Annotated in this window: 28 protein-coding genes; 10 read left to right on the forward strand and 18 right to left on the reverse strand. The window is 71.3% G+C overall.

The window, feature by feature from the left end; all coding sequences use genetic code 11:
• Window positions 1–62: 62 nt before the first annotated feature.
• Genes cruF through EXE51_RS09045 form a run of 3 tightly spaced genes read right to left on the reverse strand, consistent with a single transcriptional unit; the run spans window position 63 to window position 3,405 of the window.
• On the reverse strand, window positions 63–971 hold the full coding sequence (gene cruF, locus EXE51_RS09035) for a bisanhydrobacterioruberin hydratase (protein ID WP_049930944.1): 909 nt from the start codon (window positions 969–971) through the stop codon (window positions 63–65).
• On the reverse strand, window positions 968–1,906 hold the full coding sequence (locus EXE51_RS09040) for a prenyltransferase (RefSeq protein ID WP_049930946.1): 939 nt from the start codon (window positions 1,904–1,906) through the stop codon (window positions 968–970). Before EXE51_RS09040 ends, cruF begins: the two co-directional genes overlap by 4 nt.
• Window positions 1,903–3,405, reverse strand: coding sequence for an NAD(P)/FAD-dependent oxidoreductase (locus tag EXE51_RS09045; protein ID WP_086216931.1), 1,503 nt, complete (start codon window positions 3,403–3,405; stop codon window positions 1,903–1,905). The genes EXE51_RS09040 and EXE51_RS09045 overlap by 4 nt, the downstream gene beginning before the upstream one ends.
• 187 nt (window positions 3,406–3,592) lie before the next feature.
• Here EXE51_RS09045 and EXE51_RS09050 point away from each other — a divergent pair, with 187 nt between their 5' ends.
• Window positions 3,593–4,351 carry an SDR family oxidoreductase gene (locus EXE51_RS09050; RefSeq protein WP_049930949.1) on the forward strand — a complete coding sequence of 253 codons (759 nt, stop codon included), beginning with the start codon at window positions 3,593–3,595 and terminating at the stop codon, window positions 4,349–4,351.
• 15 nt (window positions 4,352–4,366) lie between these two features.
• On the opposite strand, the gene EXE51_RS09055 is transcribed toward EXE51_RS09050, so the two are convergent.
• The 6 genes from EXE51_RS09055 to EXE51_RS09080 all read right to left on the reverse strand — a co-directional run bounded on the left by EXE51_RS09055 (window position 4,367) and on the right by EXE51_RS09080 (window position 9,726).
• Entirely contained in the window at window positions 4,367–5,239 is an 873-nt protein-coding gene (locus tag EXE51_RS09055; RefSeq protein WP_049930951.1) for a sulfurtransferase, read from the reverse strand.
• 138 nt (window positions 5,240–5,377) lie between these two features.
• A complete protein-coding gene (locus EXE51_RS09060; protein ID WP_049930953.1) occupies window positions 5,378–5,800 on the reverse strand; it encodes a universal stress protein in 423 nt (140 codons plus the stop codon).
• 144 nt (window positions 5,801–5,944) lie between these two features.
• Window positions 5,945–6,934, reverse strand: a complete 990-nt coding sequence (locus EXE51_RS09065) for a Gfo/Idh/MocA family protein (protein ID WP_094520726.1) — start codon at window positions 6,932–6,934, stop codon at window positions 5,945–5,947.
• A gap of 81 nt (window positions 6,935–7,015) precedes the next feature.
• Window positions 7,016–7,555, reverse strand: coding sequence for a GNAT family N-acetyltransferase (locus EXE51_RS09070; protein WP_094520727.1), 540 nt, complete (start codon window positions 7,553–7,555; stop codon window positions 7,016–7,018).
• The gene (locus EXE51_RS09075) at window positions 7,552–8,913 is read right to left on the reverse strand and encodes a TIGR00300 family protein (protein WP_137692541.1); all 1,362 of its coding nucleotides are present in this window, start codon (window positions 8,911–8,913) and stop codon (window positions 7,552–7,554) included. The genes EXE51_RS09070 and EXE51_RS09075 overlap by 4 nt, the downstream gene beginning before the upstream one ends.
• Before the next feature lie 48 nt (window positions 8,914–8,961).
• Window positions 8,962–9,726, reverse strand: coding sequence for a pirin family protein (locus tag EXE51_RS09080; RefSeq protein ID WP_089308564.1), 765 nt, complete (start codon window positions 9,724–9,726; stop codon window positions 8,962–8,964).
• A gap of 84 nt (window positions 9,727–9,810) precedes the next feature.
• Between EXE51_RS09080 and EXE51_RS09085 the strand changes: the two genes are divergently transcribed.
• A complete protein-coding gene (locus tag EXE51_RS09085; protein WP_094495225.1) occupies window positions 9,811–10,419 on the forward strand; it encodes a class I SAM-dependent methyltransferase in 609 nt (202 codons plus the stop codon).
• Window positions 10,416–10,829, forward strand: coding sequence for a hypothetical protein (locus EXE51_RS09090; RefSeq protein ID WP_137692542.1), 414 nt, complete (start codon window positions 10,416–10,418; stop codon window positions 10,827–10,829). Before EXE51_RS09085 ends, EXE51_RS09090 begins: the two co-directional genes overlap by 4 nt.
• Before the next feature lie 39 nt (window positions 10,830–10,868).
• On the opposite strand, the gene EXE51_RS09095 is transcribed toward EXE51_RS09090, so the two are convergent.
• Complete coding sequence (locus EXE51_RS09095) at window positions 10,869–12,203, reverse strand: OFA family MFS transporter (protein WP_137692543.1); 1,335 nt, start codon at window positions 12,201–12,203, stop codon at window positions 10,869–10,871.
• Between the two features lie 285 nt (window positions 12,204–12,488).
• Between EXE51_RS09095 and EXE51_RS09100 the strand changes: the two genes are divergently transcribed.
• Together EXE51_RS09100 and EXE51_RS09105 are read left to right on the forward strand one after the other, a co-directional pair.
• Complete coding sequence (locus EXE51_RS09100; protein WP_086217012.1) at window positions 12,489–12,986, forward strand: universal stress protein; 498 nt, start codon at window positions 12,489–12,491, stop codon at window positions 12,984–12,986.
• A gap of 66 nt (window positions 12,987–13,052) precedes the next feature.
• Window positions 13,053–14,096: an NAD(P)/FAD-dependent oxidoreductase gene (locus EXE51_RS09105; RefSeq protein ID WP_137692544.1), complete on the forward strand. Its 1,044-nt coding sequence runs from the start codon at window positions 13,053–13,055 to the stop codon at window positions 14,094–14,096.
• Between the two features lie 91 nt (window positions 14,097–14,187).
• On the opposite strand, the gene EXE51_RS09110 is transcribed toward EXE51_RS09105, so the two are convergent.
• Window positions 14,188–14,475 carry a hypothetical protein gene (locus EXE51_RS09110; protein WP_049930974.1) on the reverse strand — a complete coding sequence of 96 codons (288 nt, stop codon included), beginning with the start codon at window positions 14,473–14,475 and terminating at the stop codon, window positions 14,188–14,190.
• Between the two features lie 333 nt (window positions 14,476–14,808).
• Here EXE51_RS09110 and EXE51_RS09115 point away from each other — a divergent pair, with 333 nt between their 5' ends.
• Together EXE51_RS09115 and EXE51_RS09120 are read left to right on the forward strand one after the other, a co-directional pair.
• Complete coding sequence (locus EXE51_RS09115; RefSeq protein WP_049930975.1) at window positions 14,809–15,108, forward strand: hypothetical protein; 300 nt, start codon at window positions 14,809–14,811, stop codon at window positions 15,106–15,108.
• Window positions 15,109–15,254: 146 nt separating this feature from the next.
• Window positions 15,255–16,175 carry a Dam family site-specific DNA-(adenine-N6)-methyltransferase gene (locus tag EXE51_RS09120; protein ID WP_049930977.1) on the forward strand — a complete coding sequence of 307 codons (921 nt, stop codon included), beginning with the start codon at window positions 15,255–15,257 and terminating at the stop codon, window positions 16,173–16,175.
• Window positions 16,176–16,232: 57 nt separating this feature from the next.
• Here EXE51_RS09120 and EXE51_RS09125 read toward each other — a convergent pair whose 3' ends face one another.
• On the reverse strand, window positions 16,233–17,168 hold the full coding sequence (locus EXE51_RS09125) for a prenyltransferase (RefSeq protein WP_137692545.1): 936 nt from the start codon (window positions 17,166–17,168) through the stop codon (window positions 16,233–16,235).
• Window positions 17,169–17,171: 3 nt separating this feature from the next.
• Window positions 17,172–17,690, reverse strand: a complete 519-nt coding sequence (locus EXE51_RS09130; protein ID WP_137692546.1) for a peroxiredoxin — start codon at window positions 17,688–17,690, stop codon at window positions 17,172–17,174.
• 101 nt (window positions 17,691–17,791) lie between these two features.
• Between EXE51_RS09130 and EXE51_RS09135 the strand changes: the two genes are divergently transcribed.
• The 3 genes from EXE51_RS09135 to EXE51_RS09145 all read left to right on the forward strand — a co-directional run bounded on the left by EXE51_RS09135 (window position 17,792) and on the right by EXE51_RS09145 (window position 19,874).
• Window positions 17,792–18,541, forward strand: coding sequence for a DUF547 domain-containing protein (locus tag EXE51_RS09135; RefSeq protein WP_094583255.1), 750 nt, complete (start codon window positions 17,792–17,794; stop codon window positions 18,539–18,541).
• A gap of 74 nt (window positions 18,542–18,615) precedes the next feature.
• The gene (locus tag EXE51_RS09140; protein ID WP_049930984.1) at window positions 18,616–19,065 is read left to right on the forward strand and encodes a universal stress protein; all 450 of its coding nucleotides are present in this window, start codon (window positions 18,616–18,618) and stop codon (window positions 19,063–19,065) included.
• The gene (locus tag EXE51_RS09145; RefSeq protein WP_137692547.1) at window positions 19,065–19,874 is read left to right on the forward strand and encodes a DUF63 family protein; all 810 of its coding nucleotides are present in this window, start codon (window positions 19,065–19,067) and stop codon (window positions 19,872–19,874) included. The genes EXE51_RS09140 and EXE51_RS09145 overlap by 1 nt, the downstream gene beginning before the upstream one ends.
• A gap of 24 nt (window positions 19,875–19,898) precedes the next feature.
• On the opposite strand, the gene EXE51_RS09150 is transcribed toward EXE51_RS09145, so the two are convergent.
• From EXE51_RS09150 to EXE51_RS09170, 5 genes are all read right to left on the reverse strand, one after another.
• A complete protein-coding gene (locus EXE51_RS09150) occupies window positions 19,899–20,381 on the reverse strand; it encodes a DUF456 domain-containing protein (RefSeq protein WP_049930989.1) in 483 nt (160 codons plus the stop codon).
• Window positions 20,382–20,441: 60 nt separating this feature from the next.
• On the reverse strand, window positions 20,442–21,152 hold the full coding sequence (locus EXE51_RS09155; RefSeq protein WP_049930991.1) for a trans-aconitate 2-methyltransferase: 711 nt from the start codon (window positions 21,150–21,152) through the stop codon (window positions 20,442–20,444).
• 365 nt (window positions 21,153–21,517) lie between these two features.
• Window positions 21,518–22,099 carry a DUF2150 family protein gene (locus EXE51_RS09160; protein ID WP_049930992.1) on the reverse strand — a complete coding sequence of 194 codons (582 nt, stop codon included), beginning with the start codon at window positions 22,097–22,099 and terminating at the stop codon, window positions 21,518–21,520.
• Window positions 22,100–22,184: 85 nt separating this feature from the next.
• The gene (locus EXE51_RS09165; RefSeq protein WP_049930995.1) at window positions 22,185–23,042 is read right to left on the reverse strand and encodes a TatD family hydrolase; all 858 of its coding nucleotides are present in this window, start codon (window positions 23,040–23,042) and stop codon (window positions 22,185–22,187) included.
• A 92-nt stretch (window positions 23,043–23,134) separates the two neighbouring features.
• Complete coding sequence (locus tag EXE51_RS09170) at window positions 23,135–24,163, reverse strand: VOC family protein (protein WP_137692548.1); 1,029 nt, start codon at window positions 24,161–24,163, stop codon at window positions 23,135–23,137.
• Between the last annotated feature and the right edge of the window lie 44 nt (window positions 24,164–24,207).

Here is a 24,207-nt window from a genome sequence, read left to right on the forward strand (position 1 = left end):
GTATATAAGAGCCACCGAGTGGGGCGGCGTCGCACGGCCGCCGCGCTCGCCCCGGGCGCTCGCTATCGCCGCCACTCCGTGAACAGTCGCGTGTCGAACCGGTCGGCACGGACGAGGCCGACGCCGAACGCGGCCGCGACCGCTGCGGGCAGGAGGTTCCCGAACCAGACGTTGATCCCGCCCCAGAGGATCACGAAGCTCACCATGTCGTCGAGCATGAACTCGCAGTCGCGCAGCCGGTCGCGGATCCCGACCGCCGCGAAGGCGCGGTCGAGCGTGACGACGGCGACGATCGCCGACAGCACCCACCCGGCGTAGTTCGAGAGGGGCACGCCGTAGAACGGTCCGCCGCCGAAGTTCCAGAAGCCGAGCGACACTGCGCCGGGGTCCAACACGACGTCCATCGCGACGACGACCGGGATCACCGTCGCCAGCCGGACCCACACGCTGTCGGCACGCGGACCGAGCAGCAGCAGACACAGCAGGTAGGCGTTCATCACGAGCGGGATGAAGAAGACGGGAAGCGCGACCGGGACCCCGCCGAGCATCGGTCCGAGGTCGACCGTGTACGCGAACTCCCCGTACGGCCACCCGGTGGCGACGCCGACCGACTCGATGAGGTACGTGTACGCCATTAGGACGCCGATCCAGCCGAGCGCGCGGCGGTCGATCGTCGGCAGCACGCCGACGACCAGCGGCGAGCGCATCACGATCACGCCGAACAGCACGAACCACGGGTGGAACGCGAACGGCTCGGGCACCCACCCCTCGGCGCTGCCGACGAGCGCGATCGCCCCGACGAGCGGGAAGACGACCGCGATGGTGAAGCGGTTCTCACGGACGAGCCGGTCCAGCAGCGCCTCGGCCTCGTTGCGCGTGTCCGGCGCGCGCTCGCGGAGCGCGTCGAGCCGAGAGCCGGTCGTCGCGGCGGCGGTCGTCCCGGCCGATCCCGCCCGGTCGCCGTCGCTCACGGTAGCGCCTCCCAGAGCGGGTACACCCGCCAGAGGCCGCCCATCGACAGCAGCGTGCCGACGACGGTGTTCAGCGCCGGGAACCACCAGTACGCGCGGTCGACCGAGACCGACGAGCGCGCGACCCACGCGACGAACAGCGGATACACGCCGAGCAGGGCGCCCAGCCGCGGGTCGACGAGCCAGAACGCGGCGGCCGCGGCGGTCCACACCCCGAAGCAGTAGGCGTACGTGCGCGCCTCGCCGAGGACGGTCGCGGTCGTGTCGATCCCCGCCGCGCGGTCCGGCTCGATGTCCGGGATCGCGGAGAACGTGTGCATCCCCATCGTCCAGAGCCACGCGCCCGCGAGCGCCGCGAGCGGCGGGTGCGCGCCCGCAACCGTCGCGTACGCCGCCGCGCCGGGGAGGACGTACAACCCGTTCGACAGCGAGTCGAGGAACGGCGTCGTCTTGAACCGGGCCGGCGGCGCGCTGTAGCCGACCGCCAGGGCGAGGAAGCCGAGCAGGTACGGCCACGCGACCCGCGGGGTGATCGCGAGCGTCGCGAGCCCCAGCGCGCCGGACGCGACGACGGCGACCGAGACGAACCGGCTCCCTCGCCAGCGCGCCTCGCGGCCCTCCTTCTTCGGATTCAGCTCGTCGATGTCGGCGTCGAACACGTCGTTGACGCCGTAGAGGAAGACGTTGGCCGGCACGAGGAAGTACGCCGCGAGCGCGACCGTGACGGGCGTGAACAGCCCGCTCACGTCGCCGATCCCGTAGGTGACGCCGACGGCGACCGGCCCGGCGAGGTAGAGCCAGAACCGCGGCCGCGACAGCACCAGCAGGTACCGGAGCCCCTCGCCGCCGCTTCTCGCGGGCCGGTCCCCGCCCTCGGCGGTGGCTCGCTCGCCGTCGGTCGCCGGTCGATTCTGGTCGCTCACGGCGGAGATCACACGTCGTCGCCGGCCATCGCTTCCGCGGTCAGCCCCCCGCTGATGAGACACATCGGGACGCCGATACCGGGCGTCGTCGTCGATCCGGTGAAGTACAGCCCGTCGACCGCGTCCGAGGTATGCCCGGGCCGGAGCAGCGAGGTCTGCGTGAGCGTGTGCGCCAGCCCCAGCGCGCTGCCCGCGTAGCTGTTGTACCGGTCCGCGAAGTCGTCGACCGAGAACGTCTCCTCGACGACGACCCGGCCGCGGAGGTCGGTCCCGGTGTTCTCCGCGATGTCGTCGATCACGAGGTCGCGGTACCGGTTGCGGATCTCGGGGGTGTCACGGATCCCGGGCGCGATCGGGACGAGCGCGAAGAGGTTGCTGTGGCCCTCCGGCGCCACCGTGTCGTCGGTCTTCGAGGGGACGCAGAGGTAGTAGGCGGGGTCGTCGGGCCACTCGGGATCGTCGAATATCTGTTCGAAGTGTTCGTCCCAGTCGGTCGGGAGGACGAGCGTGTGGTGTTCGAGGTTCGGCACGTCGCCCTCGACACCGAGGTACAGTAGGAACGCGGAGGGCGCGTACGTCCGCGACTCCCAGTACTCCTCGGTGTACTGCCGCTTGCGCTCGGGCAGCAGTTCCTGTTCGGTGTGCGCGTAGTCGGCGTCGGAGACGACGCGGTCGGCGAGGTAGCGCTCGCCGTTCTCGGTGTCGACCGCGAACGCGCCGTACCGCCCCTCGATCCCCGTCACCTCGGCGTCGGTGACGAAGTCGACGCCGAGGTCTTCGGCGAGTTCGACGATGCCGTCGACGACCGCGCCGATCCCGCCGTCGGGGTAGTAGACGCCCATGTTGTAGTCGACGTGGCTCATCAGGTTGTACAGCGCCGGCGTGTTCGTCGGCGAGCCGCCGAGGAACACGAGCGTGTACTGCATCAGCTGCTGGAGCTTCGGGTGGTCGAAGTAGTCCTCGACGTGCCCCTGCATCTTACCGAGCAGCGAGAGCCCCCACGAGTAGCGCATCACGTCCGTGTCCACGTAGTCGCGCAGCCGCGGGCGGTCCTCGTACACGAAGTGTTCCATCCCGATCTCGTAGGTCCGCTTGGACTCCTCGAGGTACGCGTCGAACGCCTCGCCCGCGCCCGGCTCGTACGACTCGAAGATCTCCCGGTTCGCATCGCGGTCCGGCAGCACGTCGACCTGATCTCCGTCCTTCCAGAACACGCGGTAGTGTGGGTCGAGCCGCTCCAGCTCGTAGAACTCGTCCGGCGACCGCCCGAAGTGCCCGAAGAAGCGCTCGAAGACGTCGGGCATCAGGTACCACGACGGCCCCATGTCGAACTGGAAGCCGTCGACTTCGAGCCGGCTGGCGCGGCCGCCGAGCTGTTCGTTCTTTTCCAACAGCGTGACGTCCGCGCCGGCGTCCGCGAGGTAACAGGCCGTCGAGAGTCCGCCGAATCCGCCGCCGATAACGACGACAGACTCGCCGGCAACGCCGTCGATGTCCGGGACCACGTCCATACGCGATCCTAGGGACGGCTCCGGTATAAATCCGGTCAGACGCGTCGCGGGAAGGTCCCTGACACGTTCGGTCGGCGGGGCTCGCGACGGCATCGCAGCGGTCCGCCACGGCGACGGGAGCGCGCGGAGCGGCGGGGGCGGCCGGAGTGGATACCACTAAGTCGCCGACGCGCGTACTCCCGTTCACATGGATCTGACGGTCGCGATCACCGGAGCAACGAGTGGGATCGGGCGGGCCGTCGCCGAGGCGTTCGTCGACGAGGGGGCGTTCGTCGCCGTCTCCGGACGCGACGGCGCGGCCGTCGATCGGACCGTCGCGGCACTGAACGGCGCGGGCGACGACCCGGACGGCGACGCCGAGGGCGACGCGGACGCCGGGGACGGCTCGCCGGCGGACGACGGCGGGACCGCGTGGGGCGACCGCGTCGACGTGCGCGACGAGTTCGACCTCGAACGCTTCTTCGAGCGCGTCGCTCGCGAGGCCGGCCCGGTCGACGTCGTGTTCGCGAACGCCGGCGTGTTCCACGGCGCGCCGGGCGAGCGGCCGACGACCGAGGTCACGTACGCCGACTACGACGACACGATGCGCACGAACGCGCGCGGCGTGTTCGCGACGATCCGCGAGGCCGTCCCGCACCTGGCCGACGACGCGCGCGTCCTCGTCCCGTCGGGCGCGGTCGCCGCCGAGTCGAAGCCCGGGATGGGCGCGTACGCGGTGTCGAAGGCGGCCGCCGAGGGGGTCGCGCGCGGGTTCGCCGCCGACCTCGACGCGACGGTCGGCGTCGTCGACCCCGGGCTCGTCGCGACCGACCTCACGGGGAAAGAGCGCGCCCGCGACCCCGAGAGCGTCGCGCCGCTGTTCGTCTGGGCCGCCACCGAGGCGCCGGCCGGGGACCTGAACGGCGGTCGCCTCGGGTTACGGGAGTGGAAGTCCGCGACGCGGTAGGCAGTTTGGCGCGCGTTACTCGCCCGTCTCGATTGGCGCGCCGACGAGGTTCCCCCACTCGGTCCACGAGCCGTCGTAGTTCCGCACGTCGTCGTAGCCGAGCAGCTCGTGGAGGAGGAACCACTCGATCGACGAGCGCTCGCCGACGCGGCAGTAGGTGATCGTCGACTCGTCGCCGTCGACGCCGGCGTCGCTGTACAGCTCGCGGAGCTCGTCCGCGCTCTTGAACGTCCCGTCCTCGTTCAGCGTCGTGCCGATCGGGACGCTGCTCGCACCGGGGATGTGACCGCCGCGCTGGGCGGTCTCGTTGAGCCCCTCGGGGGCGATGACCTCGCCGGAGAACTCCTCGGGCGAGCGGACGTCGACCATCGGGATCCCCTCCTCGATCGCCTTGTCGATGTCGTCCTTGTACGCGCGGACGCTCTCGAAGGGACCGCGGGCCTCGTAATCGCGGGGCGTGAAGTCGGGCTCCTCCGTGGAGAGCGGGTAGTCGTTCTCGACCCAGTACCCCTTCCCGCCGTCGACCACGCGGATGTCGTCGTGACCGTAGTACTTGTAGATCCAGTAGCCGAACAGCGCGAACCAGTTCGGCACGCGGCCGCCGCCGTACACGACGACGGTGGTGTCGGCGTCGATGCCGCCTTCACCGTTTCGCGCCGCGAAATCCGCCTTCGAGACGATATCGCGCTCCGTCTCGTCGGTGAAGACCGCGTCCCACTCGAAGTTCAACGCGCCGGGTATGTGGCCCTCCTCGTAGGGCGTGTACTCCGACTCGTCGGTGACGGTCGGGTTGTTGATCTCGACGAGCCGGTGGTCGGCGTCGTCGTCCTGAAAGGTGTCGAGGCGCTCTTCGACCCAGTCCGCCGTGACGAGTACGTCTTCGGACATCACCCGTAGTAGGGCCTAAGCCCGCTTTGAACGTCCGATAATGGCGGTTCTTTCCGGCGCCTGTGACGACCGGCAGCCGGCCGAAACGCCGGATTTCGACCGCCTCGAGCGCGCTCGCTCGTTTATTCCGGCTGACACCTACCGGATCACCGTCACTGGCACGTCCGCCTTGTCGACGACGCTCTTGGCGACGCTGCCCACGACCTGCTCGCGCTCCTCGGAGAGCCCGCGGTGACCGACGTAGATCGCGTCGACCGTCTCTTCGGCCGCGTACTCGGTGATCGCGTCGGCCGGCCGGCCCGTGAGCAGTTGGGTCTCCACGGTGATCGGCTCGTCGACCGCCTCCTCGGCGATGGCGCGGGCGCTGTCTAAGACCCCCTGCCCGGCCTCGACGGCCGCGTCCTCGCCCGGGAGGATGATCGTGCCGTCGACCAGTTCCGAGTCCGGCGTTAATACGTGGGCGATCTCCAGCGTCTCGTAGAACGCGACCGCCTGTCGCGCCGCGTACCGGACCGCCTCGTCCCCCTCCGTCGATCCGTCGGTCGCAACGAGGTAGCTCATACGCGGAGATGCGTCCGACGGACACATAATTCCTGTCGGGCGTTCCCGGTCTGCGGCTCTGCCGGCGGCGACTCCGCGTCGCGCCGCGGGCGGCGACGGCGGATTCCATCGTCCGCCGGCACCCGCCACCGGTCGGAGCCGACCTTACCGTCCGCCGGCGTTCGCTCCCGGCCGGACCGAGTCGCCCTCGGAGGCGTGGATCGCGTCGAGCACTTCCTGAACGCGGGTCGCCTCCGCGAACGAGACGAGGTCGCCGTCGTCGCCGTCGAGCGCGCTCGCGAACTCAGTCAGTAGCGCGCGCACGCTGTCGCCGCGCTCGTCGACGAGCGTCGCCTCGGTCTCGCGGCCGCGGTCGCGAACGAGCCGGTACCACTCCGTCAGCGACAGCGACGCCTCGTCGCCGACGACGGTGACGCTGTTCTCTTCCTCGCCCTCGTGGTCGCACAGCAGGTCGAGCGTCCCGCGGACCCCGCCGGCCCGGAACGTCGCGACCGCGTCGTCCTCATAGGTGTCGGGTCCGGAGTACCCCACGTCCGCCGAGACGGTCTCGACCGGGCCGAACAGCTCACGGACGCCGAACAGGAAGTGCGTCCCCACCTCCCGGAGCGGGCCGCCCTGCTCGCGCGACTCCAGCCACGCCACGTCCTGCCACTCGCGGGGCCACTCGGGGAACCGGAACCGGAGTTCGACCCGACGCGGGTCGCCGACCTCGCCCGCTTCGACCGCCTCCCGGAGCCGGACGAAGCCGGGGGTGTAGCGGAACGGGAGGTTCACGGCCGTGACGCGGTCGGTCTCCTCGGCGAGCGCGACGAGCTCGCGGCCCGTCTCCGCGTCCGCCGCGATGGGCTTCTCGCAGATCACGTGTTTGCCGGCCGCGAGCGCGTCGGCGACAACCTCCCGGTGCGCGAGCGGCGGGACGCCGACGTAGACGGCGTCGAGGCCGTCCGTCTCGACGAGCGCCTCGTGGTCCGTCGTCGTCGCGGTGCGGTCGGTCCCGTGGTCGGCCGCGAGCGACGCGGCGCGGTCGGCGTCGAGGTCGCAGGCGGCCGCCAGCTCGAACCGGTCGTGGTCCGCTATGACGCCCGCGAGGCGGTTCCCGATGACGCCGCAGCCGACGATGCCGATCTGTATCACGCCCGACGAGAGCGGGCGGACGCGCTTGTAGCTTCGGGAGCCGGACTCGACCCGGGCCGCCTTCGGCCGGTCCCGACCGCCTCAGGAGTCGTCCAGCGGCCGCGCGACCATCTCGCCCCACGGCTCGAAGCCGTGGCGGTCGTAGAACCCCCTCGCGCGGTCGTTCGCCGGGTCCACGTCGAGGACCAGTCGGTCGAGCGGGAGCTCCTGGTCGGCCGCGAGGTCGAGCGCGGCGCCCAGCAGGTCGTCGGCGACGCCGGTCCCGCGGTGCTCGGGCGCGACGTAGAGCTCGTTCAGCACCGCCGCGTCCCATATCATCGCCAGCCGTTCTGGGAGGACGAAGACGTAGCCGACGACGGCGCCGTCGGCCGCCGCTTCGTCACCGGGCCCGTCGGCGCTCCCGTCGACCGCGACGGTCACGCACCGGAGGTCGTCGGCGACGCAGCGGTCGACCCAGTCGAGCCACCGCTCGCGGTACGTGTCGGTGAGCTTCTCCGCGTAGGCGGCCGCCTTCCCGTCGCCGCCGGTGCTCTCGCCGAGGCCGCGCTCGAAGGCCACCTTCGCCGCGTAGAGCCCGTCGGCGTCGCGCTCGCGGTCGTAGGGCCGGATTTCGGGTGTCACGCGTCGCCCTCCGCGGAACCTCCGCTCCCGTCGCCCGCCGACTCGTCGCCCCCGGTCTCCGCGCCTCCACCCTCATCGCCCTCCAGCACGTACTCCGCGAGCGTCGGGACGAACGTGCCGATGTCGGTGACCATGCCGACCGCCTGCGCCGAGCCGCGGTCGAGCAGCTGGGTGACCGTGGCGGGGTTGATGTCGACGCAGACGGTCTTCGTCGTCGACGGGAGGCAGTTGCCGACCGCGACGGAGTGGAGCAGCGTGGCGAGCATGAGCACGATGTCGGCGTCGCGGGCCTGCTCGCGGATCGCGTCCTGCGCCTCGACCGCGTCCGTGATCGTGTCCGGCAGGGGGCCGTCGTCGCGGATCGACCCCGCGAGGACGGTGTCGACGCCGTTCTCGACGCACTCGTACATCACCCCCTCCGTGACGACCCCGTCCTCGACGGCTGCCTCGATCCCGCCGGCGCGGATGATCTCCGAGATGGTCCAGATGTGGTGTTTGTGTCCCTTCCGCGGGTGTTCGAGCGTCTCAACGTCCATCCCGAGCGAGGTGCCGTAGATCGAGCGCTCCAGGTCGTGGGTGGCGAAGCCGTTGCCCGCGGAGAGCGCGTCGACGTAGTCCGCGGCGACGAGGTCGGCGAGCGCGTCGCCCGCGCCGGAGTGGATCACCGCGGGGCCGGCGACCACCATCACGGTCCCGCCGTCCGCCTCGACGGCGCGGAGCTCCGCGGCGACCTCACGGATCGTCGACTCGGAGGGGCGCTCCGCGGAGACGCCGCCCTGCATGAAGCCGAACGCGCCGCCGCCGCTCCGGGGGCGCTCCGGCGGGTTCACCCGGATCCCGGACTGGTCGGTCGCGACGAGGTCGCCCGCCTCGACCGCGCTGAGCGTCTTGGTGCGGGCGCGCGCCGCCCCGTCGTTGCCCGCGTCCGATGCGTCCGCTCGGTCTCCCTCGCCGGCGTCCGCTGCCGGCTCGGGTTCCACCACCAGCGCGCAGTCCATCTCGATCCCCTCCACGTCGATCCACTCGCCGTCGTACAGCACCTCGGTCGGGTGGTTCGTCGTCGAGTAGAAGTTCGGCGGCACCACCTTGTCCGCGGGCGCGGGGACGAGCTCCACGTCGGACGGGTCCTCCAAGACCGCGCCGTTCTGGTGGAGCTCGTGGAGGATCGCGCGCAGCGTCTCGGGGTCGTCGGCCGAGACGGCCAGCCGGCAGTACGACTCCTCGGTCTCGTGTTTCCCGACGTCGAACCGCTCGACGTCGAACGAGCCGCCAAGGTCCATCACCGCGCCGAAGCAGCGCTGCATCGTCCCGCTGTCGATGAGGTGTCCCTCCAGCTCGACGGTCCGCGACTGGGTCATACGGAGGCGTCGCGCCCCCCGGTGAAACCCGTTTCCCTGCCGCCGTCGCTACCGCCCGATCGTCCCCTGCCGCGTCACCGGCGCGTCGGGGTCGACGAGGAACGCCACGACGGTCGCGCCCTCGTCGCCCGCAGTCACGGTCGGCGGGGCGCCCTCGCCGGTCCACAGGGCGCTCTCCGTCTCCGAGAGCGCGGCGTCGCCGACCTCGGCCGACCCCTCGAAGACGTACACGTAGGCGTCCCGCCCCTCGACGTCGGGGAGCGTCGCGCCCGCGCCGGCGTCGAGCCGAACGTCGTAGCAGTCGACCGCGTTGCGCACGGTGAACGGGTGGTCCGACCCCGCGGGCGCGAACACGCGACGCCACTCGTCCGGTTCGGGGTCCGGGAGCGGGCCGTGCTGGATCCCGGGCTCCAGACCGAGGTCGTGCGGGCGAACGAATATCTGGAGCATCCGGAGCGGCGGGTCGTCCGCGAGTGTCTCCTCGGCGTGCCAGAAGCCCGATCCGGCGTTCATCACGAGGAGGTGCTCCGCGTCGGTGACGAGTTCGTTCCCCTCGCGGTCGTCGTGGCGCATCACCCCCGCGGGCACCCACGAGACGATCTCCTCGTCGCGGTGCTGGTGCATCCGGATCAGCGTGCCGGGGTCCATGAACGACTCGACGACCGTCGAGAGCGGGCCGTACCCGTGGTCGTCGTGGTCCGGGAGGTTCCGCCCGGGGAAGTTGAATCGCGTGCGGAACTTGCCCTGATCTCGAAAGACCTCGGAGCGAGGCGCGGGGAAGAGGTCGCGGTCGGCCGCGGCGGCGGAATCCATTACCAACTGGTAAAGTCCCGTCGAGCAAAAGCCGTCCGGTGGGGGCGACGCCCTCTTACTCCCCGCGCCCCTCGATCCGATATCGTGACGACCGTCCTCTCGGACCGCGACCGGCGCAAGCGGGACGACCGCCCCGACGGGACGTTCTACGCCGACCCGCGGTTCGTCACCCACGCCGACGACGCGTTCCTCGACCGGCTGACCGCGCTGTACGCGTCCGTGACCGATCCCGGCGACCGCGTCCTCGACGCGATGAGCAGTTGGGTCTCGCACCTGCCCGACACCGACTACCAGCGCGTGGTCGGTCACGGGCTCAACGAGGCCGAGCTGGCCGAGAACGACCGGCTCGACGAGTTCGTCGTGCGCAACTTCAACCAAGATCAGTCGCTCCCGTTCGCCGACGACGCGTTCGACGCCGTCTGCTGTGCGCTGTCGGTCCAGTACCTCCAGTACCCCGGCCCCGTGTTCGAGGAGTTCGCCCGGGTCCTCGCGCCCGGCGGAACGATAGTCGTCAGCTTCTCGAACCGGATGTTCCCGACGAAGGCCGTCCGCGCGTGGCGGGCCGCCTCGATGGACGAGCGCGCCGACCTCGTCGAGCGGTACCTCGACGCCGGCGGCTTCGACGTGACGGACCGGATCGCGGAGCGCCCGGGTCAGGACCCCTTCTACGCCGCGGTCGGAACGCTCCCGTGACCCCCCGCCGCGCCGCGGCCGCCGTCGTCGACATCGGACTCGCGCTGGCGCTCGGCGCGGCCGCACGCCTCGCGCACGTCTACTGGTACCGCGCCTTCACGACGAGCGTCCCCGTCGACCTCGCCGGCTCGGTCGCCCTCGGGGTCGTGTTCGCCGTCGGCCACCTCGTCGTCGCCTCCGGCGACCGCGTCTCCGCCGCGACGGAGCGACGGCCCGATTCGCCGGCGTGGGGGCCGCGTCGAACCGCCGCCGCGTTCGGCGTCGGGTTCCTGCTCCACGCCGCCGTGGCGCCCGCGTTCACGCCCTTCGGCCTCGAACCGGCCGGCGTCAACGCGGCGCTCGCGGCCGGGGGTGTCGCGGTCGGGCTCTGGTCGCTCGGGGTCCGTCGCGCGGCGCGGACGGGAGCGTAGCCGGCCCGGAACAGGAGCCGGGACCGACGGCGGCTCCGGTCAGTCCGCCGCCGCCGACTCGGCCGCTTCCAGCCCCGAGCCGCTCGGCGGCCGGAGGACGAACACCGCCAGTCCCGCGGCGACCGCGAGCGCGCCGCCGAGGGCGAACGTCGGCGTCCAGCCGAGCGTCGCGACGAGGTAGCCGGCGACGGTGCCGGAGAAGACGCCGCCGCCGACCTTCGCGGTGTACAGGACCGCGTAGTTGCCGGAGGAGTTGGCCGAGCCGTAGTAGTCGGCCAGCAGGGACGGGAAGTAGACGTACAGCGGCGAGGAGAAGAACATCGCGCCGAGGACGAACGCGACGAAGACCGCGCCGTTACCGGCCTCGCCGGCGGCCACCAGCCCGACCCGGAACAGCCCGGCGAGGAGGAACGAGCCCGCCATCACGCGCTTGCGGCTGAACCGGTCGGTCGCCTCGCCGAGGATCAGCCGCGACACCCCGGCGGCGATGGGGAGGAGCGTCGCGGAGAGCGTCGCGATCAGCGCCGCGAGCCCGAAGTTCTCCGCGAACCGGACCACGTTGGCGATCACGAGGAGGTCCGCGCTCGCCATCGCGATGAACATCGCGTACAGCAGCCAGAACTGCCACGTCGAGAGCATCTCGCGCGTCGAGTAGTCGCGGCCGCGGATCGACGCCGCGAGCCCCTCGTCGCCGTCCCCGCCGTCGGCGTCGTCCGTCCGGTCCAGCCAGTCTTTCGGCGGGTCACGGAGGAGGAACGACCCGACGAGCGTCACGAGTAAGATTCCGATCCCGATGTTGCGGAGCACGTCGCCGTACCCCGCCACGGTCGCGTTCGCCCGGACGTACGGGACGACGAGGGCGCTTCCGGCCGCGAACGCCATCGTCCCGACGCCGGTCGTCAGCCCCGTGCGGTCGGGGAACCACTTGACCGCGGTGTTGACCGCGACGGTGTACACGATGCCGACGCCGACCGCGCCGAGCGAGTACAGGAGGTACAGCTGCCAGAGGCTCGTCGCGTACGCCAGTCCGATGTACCCGCCGCCGGCGAGGATCGCCGCGAGGAACGTGAGCGTCCCCGGGCCGCGGCTGTCTCGCCACTTGCCCGCGGGGAACTGCGAGAGCGACTGGAACACCACGTAAAACGAGAACACCGCGCCCAGCGCCGGCAGCGCGATGTCGAGGCTGTTCGCGAGCGGCTGCTCGATCGACGACCAGACGTACTGGTACGGGCTCACCGCCGCCATCATCCCGGCCGCAGCGGCGATCTGCCACCATCGCGAGAACCCGAGAATGTCGGTCGCGCGCGCGGCGTAGTCGACGCCGCCCGCCGCCCCCTCCTCGGCGGCCGCCTCCGCCGACTCGTCCTCAGCCATCGTCGTCCGTCGTCCGCGTGCTGTCGGTCTGTGTCATGTGGTCTCCGTCCCTCGTCGGACCGCGGCGCGCTGCCGACTCCCCGTCGACTCCCCGCCGACCCGCTGCGGCCGTCTCGTTTCCACCCACCGCGCTCGCCGACTAAAACGCGTCGTTGGGGTCGGTCCGCGGCCGCCCGACTAATAAATTATGATAATCGTTTATCCTGTCGAAAAATGTTAAGAACGGCCAGAGCTTACCGAAATCCGAACAACAGGTCGGTAGCTATCCGACTTTTTTCGCAATTCATGTCCACCGATATTGACGCCACCGACGCGACGGGCGAGACCGCGGCCGTGTCTCCGGACGCCGACGCCGCAGCGACGGGACGCTTCGAGCGCGTGCTGGTCGTCGCGACCGACGATCCGGCCGGACGGGCGGCGGTGTCGACGGCCGTCGACCTCGCGGCGACGCACGGAGCGGTCGTCGACGCGCTGTACGTCGTCGACACGGCAGAGGCGTGGGACGTGGTCGTCGAGCGCCGCGAGCGGACCGGCGAGGAGCTCGTCGAGGCCGCCGAGGACGCGGGCGCCGCGGTCGGCGTCGACGTCGAGAAGTGGTTCCGCTACGGGACCACCCACCGGGAGGCGGTCGACTTCGCCGCCGCGCACGACGCCGACCTCGTGGTTGTCGGCTCCGCGCGCCGGACCGGGCTCGACCGGCTCCTCCGTCCCGACCCGGTCCCGGCCCGCGTCCGGCGCGGCGCCGACGTCCCGGTCATGGTCGTCGGACCGGACGACGGCTGAGCCCGTCTCGCGCCATCGGAGGCGCCGCACGCGACCGGTTAAGTGGGCCCGGCCCCAACGATCGGTGTGACAGACGTAGGCATCGTCGGCGCGGGCGCGGGGGCGGCCGCGGCGGCGTTCGTCATCGACCGGACCGTGCCGGAGGCGGACGTGACCGTGCTGGAGAAGTCGGGCGGCCTCTGTGGGCGCGCGGCGACCCGCCGCCACGACGACCTCACGTACGACTACGGGGCGAACTACCTGAAGAGCGACGACGACCGCGTCGTCGAGCTGATCTCCGAGACGCTCGACGACGAGGGGCTCGTCGAGGTGACGGAGCCGGTGTACACCTTCGACGTCGACGGGGCGGTGTCCCCGGGCCGCGACGCCGACGAGCACAAGTGGAGCTACCGGCGGGGGCTTACACAGATCGCGAAGCGGCTGTTCGGCCGCACGGACGCCACGGTCCACCGGCGCACCCGGGTCGAGACGGTTCGACGGACGAGCGCCGAGGACGCGTGGGAACTCGACGACGCGGACGGCGAGACGCACGGGCCGTTCGACCGCCTCCTCATGAACCCGCCGGCCCCCCAGACCGCGGAGCTGCTCCGGACGGCCGAGTGGGACGACCCGCTCCGCGAGACGCTGGTCGACGCTGTCGGCGGGGTCGAGTACGGCAGCGTCTGGACCGCGGTGTTGCGCTACCCGTTCGAACTCGACGTGCCCTACTACGCGCTCGTGAACACCGACAAGGAGCACGCGGTCGGGTGGATCTCGCGCGAGGAGTGTAAGGCCGGCCACGTCCCGGACGGCGAGACGCTGCTCGTCGTCCAGGCGAACGGCGCGTGGTCGACCGAGCACTACGAAGACGACCCCGCGGGGAACGTCGCCGCGCTCGCCGACCACGCCGCCGACATCATCGGCGACGACCGGCTGGCCGACCCCGCGTGGACGGACCACCAGGGGTGGCGCTATGCGCTCCCCGAGGCGGGCGTTGACGGCGGCCCCGTCGACTCGGCCCGCGACGCGGGGCTGTACCTGCTCGGCGACTGGGTCGCGGGCGAGGGACGGCTCCACGCCGCAATCGCGAACGGGCTCGACGTCGGCGAGCGCGTCGCGTATCGGATCTGAGAGGGCGGAGACGGCGTCGGCCGGTCCGAGGCGCTGTCACCGGAGAAGTGGTCGGTTTGTGAAGCGGTTCGACGGCGCGCCGAGCGCGGCGTCAGTTCGTCGTGATGCGGTACTCGACGGTCCCCAGCCCGGGGAGCGTGAACGTCTGGACCCGACCGCTGCGCCGGCGCAGGGTCCGCAGGACGGACCGCGAGAGGACGGCGAGCGCGACGGTGCCGGTCAGGACCGCGACGGTCGCGACGGGGTAGGAAAACGCGACGAACGGTGCGACGACGAGCGCGAGGAACGCGAGCGTCCCCAGCGGCGAGCGGCTGCCCGGCGGCGAGCCCGAGCCGATCGGTCGGTGTTCCTCGGCCGGCGTGATGTAGCCTTGATACATATCTCACTGTACACGCTCGGGCGACTAAAAACTTTCACTTTCCAAATAGGTTTTGAGAAACGGTACCATGTCACATATCCGTAAATCAACTGAAACGGTCGTTAATGCGGTGTAAGTCGTACCATGCTACTCGTTGGTACACTTCTCATATTTCTGTGAGGAGTCCCGTCGTCCGCGTCGACGACTCCGATCGCCGGGGCCTCGACAGAGACGGACGGCGGTCGCGGTCTCGGCGGCGGGCGGCTCGTCTCCCCGGCGGCGATTCCGGTGGTGCGACGGGTCGGCGGTGCTTTTATTCCGCTCCACCGACTTCCGTAGATACGGACAGACACGATGACACTCGACACACCCACCACCGATCCGACGGTCGTCGTCGCGGCGCCGGAGCGCAGGCGCGTGGTCGCCGGTCTCGCAGACGAGGCCGTCGAGACCGTCGCGGACCTCCGTGTGCGCGGGCGGGCCGAAGAGATCGCCGCCGAACTCCGCGAGACGCACCTCCCGGCGCTGGAGGCGGCCGGCTACATCGAGTGGGACCGCGAGGCCGGGACCATCGAACCCGGCCCGAACTTCGAGGAGGCCGCGGCTCACGTCGACGACCTCCCGATGCCGGACGGCGAGCCCTCCGACGACTGACCGCTCCGCCGACCGATCGCTCCGACGGCTGACCGCTCTGTCGGCGGCTCCGGCGGGACGGTCGAGCGCGCGTGGCGGCCCGAGAGCGACTGCCGCGGACGCGGCCCGAGACGTTTATCCCCGGGCGCGGGCGACACCCGACAGCGATGGCCGAGCCGATCCTGAAGTGGGCCGGCGGGAAGCGCCAGCTGCTCGACCAGCTGTACGCCCGCTTCCCGGCCCAGTTCGGCCGGTACCACGAGCCGTTCGTCGGCGGCGGGGCTGTCTTCTTCGACTTAGAGCCCGCCCGCGCGACGGTCAACGACGCGAACCCGCGGCTGGTGAACTTCTACGAGCAGGTTCGCGACCGCCCCGAGGAGCTGATCGCCCGGCTCGCGTCGTTCGACGACCCCGAGAGCGACCCCGACCCGACCCTCCCGTACGCCGAGGAGACGGCGCGCGGCCGGGACGTGGACTCGTACTACTACCAGCAGCGCGCGCGGTTCAACCGCCGGCCGTACGAGGGCGAGTTCGACCCGCTGGCGGAGGCCGCCCTGCTCTTGTACCTTAACCGGACCTGTTACAACGGCCTCTACCGCGAGAACGCCGACGGCGGGTTCAACGTCCCGATCGGTCGGTACGCCGACCCCGACTGGGTCCAGCGCGACCGGATCCGGCGCGCGAGCGACCTGCTCGCCGACGTCGAGGTCCGGCAGGGCGACTTCGCGTACGTCCTCGACGCCGCCGAGCCGGGCGACCTCGTCTACTTCGATCCCCCCTACGAGCCGATGAGCGCGACCGCGAATTTCAACGAGTACAGCGCGTCCGGGTTCGACCGCGAGGACCAGCGGCGCCTGCTCGACGTGGCCGCCGACCTCGACGACGCCGGCGTGTGGGTCGTGCTCTCGAACAGCGGCGTGATGTACGACGCCTACGTCGACGCGGGGTTCCGCGTCGACCGCGAGGACGCAACCCGCGCGATTAACAGCGACGCCGAGAGCCGCGGCGCCGTCGACGAGATCGTCGCGACCAACGTCCCGCCGGCCGAGCGTTGCGAGGCCGGCCAGCGAGAGCTCTCAAGATACTGAGAACGGCGCGACCGATTCCCCTGACTCCGCCACGCGTCCGCTCCGACCCCGAGCCCCCTACCCGCCCGGCCGGACCCAGAGCGCGACGAACCCCCACGCGACCGTCGTCGTCGCCGCCATCGCGACCATCGTCGCCACCGCGGGCAGCGGCTCCTCGCGCCGCGTGAACCGTCGGTAGCCGGGGACGAGCCCGACGAGCGGGAGCAGCGTCGCCGCGGCCACGACCGGCGGGAGCGCTCGCCCGACGAGGGCGACGGTCGCGACGGCCGCCGTCGCGCCCCCGAGCGCGTACGCGGCCCGGAGCCGCCGGGGCGACCAGCGCGTCGCGAGCGTCCGCTTCCCGACCGCGGCGTCCGCCCGGCGGTCGGGCCACGTCGTCTCCAGGAGGTTCACGAACACCGTGGCGCCGAACGGAAGCGTCGCGAGCGCGGCGGCGGCGGTGACCTCGCCGGCGACGACCGCGAACCCGTACAGCGGGAGCGCGACGCCGCCGAGGAGCGCGTTCGCCGGCGCGCCCAGCCCGTTCCACGCGAGCCGGAGCGGACCGACGGAGTACTGCCAGCCGACGACGAGGATTCCCGCGAGGAGGGCGGCCGCTGTCGGCGGCAGGAGCGCCGCCTCGGCGAGCCCGGTCGCCTCGCTCGCGACCCCGAGGCCGGTCAGGGTCACGCCGAGCCCGCCGGCGGCGACCGCACCGCGCAGCGCGATCCTCCGCGGGAGGTCGGTCTCGACCAGCGCGCCGCTCCCGCCCGAGAACGGGGTGCGGTCGGTGAGCGCGTCCGTTTCGACGTCGGCGTATTCGTTAGCGTAGTGGACGCTCGCGGCGACCGGTATCAGCGCCGCGAGCCCGAGTCCGAGCCGCGCTGCGCCCCCCGTCTCGCCGTACCCCCGGCCGTACGCCATCGCGACGCCGAGCGCGTACACTAAGCCGATCAGCGCGACCTGCGACGGCTGCGAGAGCCGCCAGAGGGCGGCCGGGACGCGCCGGTCCATCGGTCAGTCGTCGCCCAGCCCGCGGACCTCGGCCAGCAGGTCGTCGATCTCGGGGCGGTCGGCGGGCATCCGACCCTCGTACGCGTACGCGACGACCGGTTCGCCGCCGCGAGCGTCGAGAATCATCGCCACCGGCATCCGCCCGACGAGGTCGTGGAGCGAGCCGAGGACCCCGAACCGCACGGGCTGGTCGTACGCGTCGCTCACGTCGGTCTCGGGGTCGGCGAGCAGCGGGAACGGGAGGTCGTACGAGTCCTGCCACGACCGCGCTCGGCCCACCGGCTCGGGGAGCACGGAGACGACCGTCGCGTTCAGTGCCTCGAACTCGTCGTACCGGTCCGCGATCGCTCGGACCTGCTTCCGGCAGTTCCCGCAGTGGTAGTCGCGCTGGAACAGGAGGACGATCGCGTCGGTGTCGGGGTCCGCGGCCGCGGCCGACAGTGAAAATCGGTCGGGACCCGCTCCCGCGTTCGGCAACTCGAAGCCGGGGACCGCCTCGGCGGACGTCCGAGTGTCGCTCATGGCGCTCGCTACGCGCTCCCGCCGCATAAACGGGGAGTCGGTGTGGCGCGCCGCGCGCGGAACCGGGACAAATATAGGTCAATGACACTCGTTTACGTAGTATGACCGAACGGAGCGGGACCGCCGGCTCGCCCGTCGAAGCTGCGAGCGGCGCGGCCGCGGAGCCCGCTCCGGTCGACGCCGCGCGGGAGTTCCTCCGGGCCGTCCGAACGGACGGCGACGTCGACGCGGCCCGACGACGGCTCGACGCGCTGCCGCCGGCCGCGCTGGACGCCCTCGACGCCGCGGAGCAGCTGGCGTTCTGGATCAACGTCTACAACGCCGCCACCGGGGACGCCCTCCTCGACGACCCGACGCGGCTGTCGAACCGGCGCCGCTTCTTCGCCGCGTCCGTCGTCTCCGTCGCCGGCGCCGACCTGAGCCTCGACGAGATCGAACACGGAATCTTACGCCGCTCGAAGTGGAAGTACGGGCTGGGATACCTGCCGGACCCGTTCCCCTCGGCGTTCGTCCGCCGGCACCGCGTCGCCGATCTCGACCCGCGGATCCACTTCGCGGTCAACTGCGGCGCCACCGCCTGTCCGGCCGTCTTCGCCTACGACCCGGCGACCGTCGACGAGGCGCTCGACCACGCCGCCGAGACGTACCTGCGAGGCGAGACGGTCGTCGCGGACGGCACCGCCCGCGTCCCGCGGCTCATGCTGTGGTACCGCGGGGACTTCGGCGGGAGGAGCGGGATCCGAGAGCGGCTCCGGCGGTACGGGGTGATCGACGCGGACGCGACGCCCGAGATCCGCTACCGCGAGTACGACTGGACGCCGTCGCTGGAGCCGTTCCGCGGCGGTGAGTGACTCTCGCTCGCTCGCTCGCGGCCGCCGAGGCCGTTGGGGCGGGCTTTTTGACCTCCCCCGCCGACGACCCGGGTATGACCGATCTCGACATCGACCTCGTCCTCGTGCCCGTCGACGGCAGCGAGGAGTCTCACGAGGCGGTCGATTACGCCATCGCACTCGCGGCGGAGTACGACGCGAGCGTCCACGCGCTGTACGTCCTCGACGAGGAGGTCGTCCGCGCCATCGACCACGGCGTGGTCGACGAGAGCGAGGTGGCCGACGACTCCGAGGCGTTCACCGACTCCGTCGCCCGCCGCGCGGAGACAGCCGGGGTCCCCCACAGCAACTCGATCGCCTACGGCTTCTCCACGTCGGTGAAGACCGTCCACCCGGGAAGCGTCGTCCTCGACACCGCGGAGGAGTTGGAGTCGGACTTCATCGTGGTCCCGCGCGAGCCGGTCTCCGGCGACCCCGGCGAGGTGCTGGGGAAGGCGGCGGAATATGTCCTCCTGTACGCGAGCCAGCCCGTGCTGTCCGTCTGATGGTCGGCGGCCTCCTCCCGGCCGGCACGACCCTGCCGCCCCTCCCGCACCTCCTCGCCGTCCTGCTCGCGACCGGCGGGGTCGTCGCCGCGCTTCGCCGCCGCCGCCCCGCCGTCACCGGTCGCCGGGTGCTCGCGCTCGCGCCGTGGATGGCGCTCGGCTCCGCCGCGCACGTCCTCTACGTCGTCGACGCGCTCCCGCCCCTGATCGCGCCGCTTGCGGGCTCGCCGACCGTCTACCTCACCGTCGGGTCGCTGGCGGGCGCGGCGTGGCTCGCCGCCGACGCCGCCCGTCCCGAACGGGTCGGGGGCACGCTCGCGACCACCGGCGCCGCCCTCCTCGTCCCCGTCGTCGCGGCCGCGGTCGGGGCCGGACTCTCCCCCGTCGGCGCGCGCTGGTCGGCCGTCGCGCTCGGGCTCACCGTTCCGATCGCCGGGGGCGCTTGGCTCGGGCTGACCCGCTTCCGGCCGGAGGTCGCGGTCACCGGCGGCGTCGGCGCGCTCGCCGTGTTCGGGCACGCGCTCGACGGCGTCTCGACCGCGGTCGGGACGACGCAGCTCGGCTTCGGCGAGCGCACGCCGGTGTCGCGGATCCTCTTAGAGATCGGCGGACTGCCCTCGCTTCCGGTGATCGGCGACGGGTGGCTGTTCCTCCTCGTGAAGCTCGCGGTCGCGAGCGCCGTGGTCTGGCTGTTCGCCGCATACGTCCGGGAGACTCCGGGAGAGGGCTACCTCCTCCTCGGGTTCGTCGCCGCGATGGGGCTCGGCCCCGCGGCGCACAACCTGCTGTTGTTCTCCGTCGCCGCCTGACCGGGGGCTGCGGGTCGTAACGCCTCACCATACGGCGAGCGCGAACACGACCGCGACGCTCGCCAGCATGACGGCTTGGACGAACGCGCTGGCGAGGACGCCGACGGCCGCGTACGCCGCCTGCCGGGCGGCCGCCTCGGGGTCGTCACCGTTCCCGTAGAGGGCGACGACGAAGACGGTCCCGGCCAGCCCGACGACGAGTCCGATCGGTCCCAGCGGGATCAGCAACGCGATGCCGACCAGCGTCCCGGCAACGACGGTCCGGGTCGACGCGCCGCCGAGCCGCCCGGAGACCATGCCGGACAGCAGGTCGACGGCGGAGGCGAGCAGCGAGACGGCGACGAGCGCGACCAGGACGGCGAGCCCCGGCTCGGCGAAGCCGGTGGTGTACGCGTAAGCGAGGACGGTCAGCGCCGCGAGGACGCCGCTGGGCACGAACGGAGCGAAGGCGCTGGCCGTCCAGACGACGAGCAGCGCGATCGCAAGTCCGGCCGCGGGAGAGACCATACGAGGCAGACGCGTCGCGCGTTCAAAAACGCGTCTACCGTCGCACCGTCTCGGGTCCCGTCACTTCGGGACGTACACGAGGGGTTCGTACCGGTGGGCGGCGTACGGCTCGGCGTCGTCGGCCAGCGAGAACACGCTCTGCGGCCACGCCCCCAACACCTCGTGGATGCGTTCGTACGAAAGCAAGTTCTCGCCCGCGAGAACGAGTTCGAACCGATCGGTGAAGCGCTCGGGGTCCCACACGGCGTCCTCGCCGAGGTGTTCGTGCGGCGCTTCCGCGATCCGGTTGTAGTGGGCCCGCGCGAGCCGGTTGTGGTAGTTGAAGACGAGACACCCACCGGGTTCCACCGCGCCGTAGAGGCGTTCTATCGCCCGTGCGATGTCCGCCACGTAACACAGCGTGAACAGACAGGAGACCACGTCGAACCGGCGGTCAGGGTCGAACTCCGGAAGGACCGCCCGCTCGAAGGCGACCTCGCGGTCGGCTTCGCGTGCGCGTTCGCGGTTCGCCGCGAGGACCGCCTCGGCGGCGTCGTACCCGACGACGGTCGTGTCCGGGTAGCGCTCCGCGACCTCGAACGCGAGGTCGCCGGGCCCGCATCCGACATCGGCGTACGCGTCCGGGCCGTCGCGGAAATTGGCGTCCAGAAACTCGACGAACGGCTCCGCGACGAGGTCCGCGCTCGGCCCCGTGTCCTCGCGCACCGCCTCATCGGCTCCGTCCCAGTACTCGCCCCAGTCGATAGTCCCCGCGTATTGGGTCTCGGTCATCGTTTCGTGGAAGTGATATTTTTGGCGTTCCCTGACCTTTCGGTCGGTTGTTTCGGCCTCAGTCCGAGAATAGAAAAGGAATCGACGAGCAAAAAACTTACCAAAAACATTTACTTTACTGTTTGCTTACTATTTCGAGACGGAGAGAATTATATTTTGGGGTCCCGTAGCCGCGTTCCGTCGGACTCGTCCGTAGAACCCGTCGAAACCACTGTCCGACCACGCGTCGACGCCCGTTCGAACGAGGGCAACCCTCTCCGAACAGTTACAGCCCGCTCGGGCAGTGTTCTGACCCGATCCGCGTGGCCCACAGAAGTGTGCGTAAACCCGTCTGACGCCGTCGATTCCGGTCCGGTTCGACGCCGTCAGTCCTCTTCCTCGACGACTTCCGGGTCCTCGATGGCCGACTGGAGGGAGTCGAGCCCGTTGACCCACTCGGAGACGAGGCCGTACTCCAAGTCCTCGACGAGTTCGATGTCGAGCGTCTCGCCGTCGATGACGCGCGTCCCGGCCTGAACGACGTAGCCGAGCGCGGCGTCGAGGTCGTCGCCCTCCTCGGCCTCGGCGGCCGCGCGGACGAACTCGCTCACGTCGCCGTCGACGACGCCGCCGACGAGATACTCCTCGGCCGCGTAGAAGACGGGGACGAGCGAGGTCTGGACGCCGTCGATCAGCATCACCTTGTCCTCGTCGTCGAACTCGACGTCAGCGAGGACGATGTCGCGGATGTCGCGGACCTCCTCGACGGCGCGGTCCTCGTCGATGCGGTCCTCGTCGAACGCGGCCAGCACCTTCACCACGGCGATCGCGGCGTCGTCCTGAAGGTTCAGGAGGAGCCGCGCGGAGTCCTCGTTCTCGGGGTCGATCTCCTCTTCGGCCAGCCTGTCGAGCCAGTTCTGCCAGCGTTCGTCGGTATAGAACGTTTCAACGGCGTCGTCGTCGGTCATGTCCCGTACGTCGCCCGGCCAACTCAAATGCCTTTCCTATCGATCGCCGCCCGAGAGACCGTCTCACTCGCGTGAATCCTCGGATTCAGGACTCGCGTTCCAGCGTCGCTTCGGTGTCGATCCCGTACACGGCCCGGGGAGTCTCGACGTGCGCCCGGCGGACCGCCTCGTCGTGTCCCGCCTCCAGCAGCCAGCGCACCCGGCGCGGGACGGTCTTCGGCCCGAGGACCATGCCCGGACGGTCCGGGTCGTCGACGAAGTCGGTCTCCATCAGGAACGGCTCGCCCGCCTCGGCCGCGCGCTCCAGGCGATCCTTGTCGCTCATCACGCTCGGCGTGACGCCGGCGAGTTCGCCCGCGGCGTAGTGTTTGACGACGCGTGACGGGTCCAGCCCCGACTCCTCGGCGACTGCGGCGAGGTCGGTCAGGTCCTCCGTGGCCTCGGTGTGGAGCTGGACCGCGCAGTCGACCTCCGCGCCGAGTTCGAACGCCCGCCGCGTGACCGCGTTCGACGCCTCCCAGACCGCGTCGCTCACGTCGTAGTGTGGGCGGCCGGACTTCAACGCGAGCGCGTCGCCCTCCGCGACGTACTCGCTCGCGACCTCCAGCCCGCCCCGCATGAGGTCGCGGGCCGCCTCGGGGGAGAAGTCGCGCTCGTCGACGAGCCGGCTGATCAGCCCGGGGTGGACGCCGAGGACGGGCCACGCGCGCCCTGGTAAGACCTCCGTCGCGGCCGCGACCGTCTCCAGCGTCTCCTCGAAGACGGCCCGGAAGTCGTCCGGCTCGTCCGGCTCGACGCCCAGCAGCCACGAGGGCTTGTTCACCACGAGCAGGTGGGTGCCGCCGAGCCGGACGAACTCCTCGACGGCCTCGATCCCGCGGCCGTGTCGGGGGTCGAGGTGGAGGTGGTCGTCCAACACCGGCGTGCCGAGGTCCTCGCTCATGGGCGACCGTTCGGCCGCGCGCGATTAGAAGGATCGGTCCGCGGCGATCGGGGGCACGGGGGCCGAGAGGGCGACGGACTCGCCGCGCCCGCTCAGTCAGCGCGGTTCGCCGCGAACTTCCCGTCGGGCCGGGGGACGGTCACGGCGGGGAGCTCGGCCTCGATGGCCTCGCGCCGCCCCTCGAACTCCCCGGGCAACACCAGCCGCTCGCCGAGCGCGTCGAGCGGCTCGTCGCTCGCGTAGCCGGGGTCGGCGGTGGCGAGCTCGAAGAGGACGCCCGCGAACTCCCGGAAGTAGACCGAGCGGAACCAGTGGCGGTCGATCTGCTGAGTTGGGCGCAGCCCCATCGACGCGACCGCGTCGCGCATCCCGGACTGGTCGGCGTCGGTCGGTGTCTGGAACGCGACGTGGTGGACCGTGCCGCGGCCGGAGCTCCCCTGTCGGTCCGTCTCGACGACGTCGACGTACTTCCCGACCGGGCCGCCAGCCGCGAAGCGAGTCCGCTCGTTCCCGGCCGCGTCGTCCGCCTCCGTCTCGGCCGCCGTCAGCCCCATCGTCCGGAGGAGCCGTTCGGTCCGCTCGGCGTCGCCGAGCCACAGCGTCACGGAGTGGAACCCGCGGATCGCGGCCGACTTGGGGACGAACGCGGTCCACGCCGTCGTCGGATCGTCGTCGGGAACCTCGACCGCGACCAGCTCGACGGGGAGCCCGTCGGGGTCGCGGAAGGGGAGGACCGCCTCGCCGAACCGCTCCTCGCGGGCGTCGTAGTCGACGCCGCGCTCGTCGAACCGGTCCTCCCAGTAGTCGAGGCTCCCCTCGGGCACCCGGAACGCGGTGCGCGAGACCTGACCAGCGCCGACCTCGCCCTCCGGGAGCTCCGTCCACGGGAAGAAGGTCATGCTGGTGCCGGGCGTCCCCTCCGCGTCGCCGTAGAAGAAGTGGTACGTCCCGGGGTCGTCCTGATTGATCGAGCGCTTCACGAGCCGGAGGCCGAGCGTCTCGGCCCAGAAGTCGAGGTTCCGCTGCGGGTCGCCGGCCACGCAGGTCACGTGGTGGATTCCGGGCGTCGGCGCGGGGCCGTCGCCGGTTTCGCCGTCTGTTGAGTCGGGTCCGTCGGTCATGTTACCCCGTAGGTCCCGGACCGACTTGAATCGGCGCGGACACG

The sequence above is a fragment of the Halorubrum sp. CGM5_25_10-8B genome, from assembly GCF_005435095.1.
In the GTDB taxonomy this organism is placed as follows: Archaea; Halobacteriota; Halobacteria; order Halobacteriales; family Haloferacaceae; genus Halorubrum; species Halorubrum ezzemoulense.

Coding starts and splice junctions, on each gene's coding strand:
- EXE51_RS09060 (WP_049930953.1), bottom strand. CDS start 5,800: ATGAGCTACCTCGTTGCGACCGACGGATCGACGGAGGGGGACGAGGCG.
- EXE51_RS09160 (WP_049930992.1), bottom strand. CDS start 22,099: ATGACCGACGACGACGCCGTTGAAACGTTCTATACCGACGAACGCTGG.
- EXE51_RS09050 (WP_049930949.1), top strand. CDS start 3,593: ATGGATCTGACGGTCGCGATCACCGGAGCAACGAGTGGGATCGGGCGG.
- EXE51_RS09145 (WP_137692547.1), top strand. CDS start 19,065: ATGGTCGGCGGCCTCCTCCCGGCCGGCACGACCCTGCCGCCCCTCCCG.
- EXE51_RS09045 (WP_086216931.1), bottom strand. CDS start 3,405: ATGGACGTGGTCCCGGACATCGACGGCGTTGCCGGCGAGTCTGTCGTC.
- EXE51_RS09120 (WP_049930977.1), top strand. CDS start 15,255: ATGGCCGAGCCGATCCTGAAGTGGGCCGGCGGGAAGCGCCAGCTGCTC.
- EXE51_RS09115 (WP_049930975.1), top strand. CDS start 14,809: ATGACACTCGACACACCCACCACCGATCCGACGGTCGTCGTCGCGGCG.
- EXE51_RS09110 (WP_049930974.1), bottom strand. CDS start 14,475: ATGTATCAAGGCTACATCACGCCGGCCGAGGAACACCGACCGATCGGC.
- EXE51_RS09150 (WP_049930989.1), bottom strand. CDS start 20,381: ATGGTCTCTCCCGCGGCCGGACTTGCGATCGCGCTGCTCGTCGTCTGG.
- EXE51_RS09140 (WP_049930984.1), top strand. CDS start 18,616: ATGACCGATCTCGACATCGACCTCGTCCTCGTGCCCGTCGACGGCAGC.
- EXE51_RS09135 (WP_094583255.1), top strand. CDS start 17,792: ATGACCGAACGGAGCGGGACCGCCGGCTCGCCCGTCGAAGCTGCGAGC.
- EXE51_RS09080 (WP_089308564.1), bottom strand. CDS start 9,726: ATGGATTCCGCCGCCGCGGCCGACCGCGACCTCTTCCCCGCGCCTCGC.
- EXE51_RS09100 (WP_086217012.1), top strand. CDS start 12,489: ATGTCCACCGATATTGACGCCACCGACGCGACGGGCGAGACCGCGGCC.
- EXE51_RS09125 (WP_137692545.1), bottom strand. CDS start 17,168: ATGGACCGGCGCGTCCCGGCCGCCCTCTGGCGGCTCTCGCAGCCGTCG.
- EXE51_RS09055 (WP_049930951.1), bottom strand. CDS start 5,239: ATGTCCGAAGACGTACTCGTCACGGCGGACTGGGTCGAAGAGCGCCTC.
- EXE51_RS09165 (WP_049930995.1), bottom strand. CDS start 23,042: ATGAGCGAGGACCTCGGCACGCCGGTGTTGGACGACCACCTCCACCTC.
- EXE51_RS09170 (WP_137692548.1), bottom strand. CDS start 24,163: ATGACCGACGGACCCGACTCAACAGACGGCGAAACCGGCGACGGCCCC.
- EXE51_RS09155 (WP_049930991.1), bottom strand. CDS start 21,152: ATGACCGAGACCCAATACGCGGGGACTATCGACTGGGGCGAGTACTGG.
- EXE51_RS09130 (WP_137692546.1), bottom strand. CDS start 17,690: ATGAGCGACACTCGGACGTCCGCCGAGGCGGTCCCCGGCTTCGAGTTG.
- EXE51_RS09095 (WP_137692543.1), bottom strand. CDS start 12,203: ATGGCTGAGGACGAGTCGGCGGAGGCGGCCGCCGAGGAGGGGGCGGCG.
- EXE51_RS09075 (WP_137692541.1), bottom strand. CDS start 8,913: ATGACCCAGTCGCGGACCGTCGAGCTGGAGGGACACCTCATCGACAGC.